At 35.1% G+C, this 2,324-nt stretch carries 1 protein-coding gene and 1 tRNA gene; one reads left to right on the top strand and one right to left on the bottom strand.

Features of this window, described 5'->3' with window-relative positions; genetic code table 11:
• The first annotated feature begins 752 nt into the window (after positions 1–752).
• Positions 753–1,466 (top strand): tyrosine-type recombinase/integrase, encoded by a 714-nt coding sequence (locus tag IP023_RS15665; protein WP_241791346.1) that lies wholly within the window; start codon positions 753–755, stop codon positions 1,464–1,466.
• A gap of 482 nt (positions 1,467–1,948) precedes the next feature.
• On the opposite strand, the gene IP023_RS15660 is transcribed toward IP023_RS15665, so the two are convergent.
• Positions 1,949–2,022: transfer RNA gene (locus IP023_RS15660), tRNA-Pro, on the bottom strand.
• Positions 2,023–2,324: the final 302 nt, after the last annotated feature.

Raw genomic sequence — 2,324 nt, 5'->3', positions numbered from 1 at the left:
CCTATGGCATCGCCACTAGATAAGATTTCTAGCTTTTCAGCTAAACTCCATTTCTTATATTTCATTATCTCAAATGTATTAATTTGAAATCTAAAATTTCACTCCGAACTTATTGGGGGCTAAATTAGCAGTTATTTACACTTAATGCTACGAAAAAATATCCCAAATAACTTGGAAGAAAAGCATTATTAGCATTTTCTACTTCTGTAATTGAACCTTTCGAAATATTAGAATTACCTAGAAAACTAGAAATTAAAAGACTAAAATATGTGAATATTATTGGGAGTAAAAAATAAACTAAATAAGAAACATAGTTAGGTAGAGAATTTAGTCTCTCGTGTAGGCTATTTAATGTAACCTCTTCTTTTATCAAAAAGATTACTATTATTAATGATGTTGCATTAAATGTCAGTAAAAGTCTATAGATGAAATTCATTGTTCTAGTAATTTACGGTATCTTGGTTAAAATTGCCTACAACGTTTTGGGGCTTTGCGAAGTAGCGGAGCTGTATCGAAGATACGAAAGCGGAGCTATTTTGCAAAGTCGTTTGTTGTTAGCAATCCGCTACGCGGATTGCTAACAACATTGTTTTTACACGAAACAAAATACAGAAAAACTTCGTGAAACAAAGCCTATATCCGCACTTCGGTAAATGATAGTCGAATATAATTAAAATTATGTAAATCAGATACTTAAATAATAAATAATTTGGGATAGCGAAGTTATTTACGGTAAATAAAAAATTAACGATATGGATAGCGAATCAATTATAAAAACCTTGTATAGTCGATTAACTACGCAACGGTATACAAATAATACGATAAGAGCATACACTTCCTATGCGCAACTTTTTCTAGAACATATGAAAAATCACCAAACACTTGTCGATATTCCAATTTCTGAAATTGAAGCATTTATTAATACAAAAGTAGATCACGATAAAATTAGTGCATCGTACCAACATTCGTTGGTTGGAGCAATAAAAAAGATATACGAATTGGTGAAACATCAAAAAATAGAACTAGATTATCTGTACCCCAAAAGAAACGAAACTAAGCTGCCCAATTTCTTTTCTCAAGATGAAGTGCGAAACATATTAAATGCTTGTGAAAACTTAAAACATAAAGCCATACTTACCACCATTTACAGCTGTGGCCTTCGACTATCCGAATTACTAAATATCAAAATTACAGATGTAAAATCAGACAGCGATCTACTATTTATTCGACAAAGCAAAGGCAATAAAGACCGTGTCATAGCTTTACCCAATAAGCTTATAATATTATTAAGAGAATATTATTTAGCCTATAAACCAAAAGTATATTTATTTAAAGGAGGCAAAGCTGGACAATACAGTGACCGTAATGTCCAGTTAACCTTAAAAAAAATCATGAAAAAAGTAGGCATTCTTTCAAAAGGAAGTGTACATACCCTACGCCATTCCATTATATTACTACTGAAATAATATTTAGCAGTTCCGAAAAAGGACGACCTCTTTCTGTATGGAGCTAAGAGCAGTGCAACTACAACCACTTGTGGCTTACAGTTAGCAGGAATAAGGATTTCCAGTCTTAGCGTGGGGTATTACCAGGGAGACCTAGGAAACCGCTATTGTAGTGGAGCGTCGCGGTAGCGAACATAAAGAAATAAGTCTTGACCTTTGCCCTACTTTCTGTCAAGAGAAAGTAGGATGCCCGCCTGGCATAGAAGGCAATAGTAGAACCCATATTATTAATAAACTGCCTTCAAAACACTCAACATTCCTAAGCCATTCCATTATATTACCACTGAAATATTTACCTAAACACAACTTTTATGCATGATCCGTGGCGGGATTGGCTCAGCCCCGCTATCCCCAAACACATACCTTGAGCCTCCACGGATCGAACCCAGGTTCTCATCATGCCACAAAAAAAAGAGTCCTAACTTTCGTTAGAACTCTTTTTGTCGGGGTGGCAGGATTCGAACCTACGACCTCCACATCCCAAATGTGGCGCGATACCGGGCTACGCTACACCCCGAAAAGGTATCCCCTTTTTTATTGTGATGCAAATATACATCGTTTTTCGTACTTATCAATACCTTTTTTCAAAATAGCTCTGTCTCAATCATATATTTTTTTAATCAGCCTCCACGGATCGAACCTAGGTTCTCATCATGCCACAAAAAAAAGAGTCCTAACTTTCGTTAGAACTCGGATCATATTCAAAATCTGTGGACTAGGCAAATAATTTAGTTAATCTGAAAAGGAAAAAATTGATATCAGCTACCCCTCTAAACTGACTTCTGAATGCTTTTATTTTAGCATTGAAGGACTCTGCTG

It is taken from the genome of Sphingobacterium rhinopitheci, assembly GCF_022627575.1.
Taxonomy (GTDB): Bacteria; Bacteroidota; Bacteroidia; order Sphingobacteriales; family Sphingobacteriaceae; genus Sphingobacterium; species Sphingobacterium rhinopitheci.
The sequence above is the reverse complement of the archived record's forward strand: the minus strand, read 5'-3'. Positions and strand labels throughout refer to the sequence as shown.

Coding starts and splice junctions, on each gene's coding strand:
- IP023_RS15665 (WP_241791346.1), top strand. CDS start 753: ATGGATAGCGAATCAATTATAAAAACCTTGTATAGTCGATTAACTACG.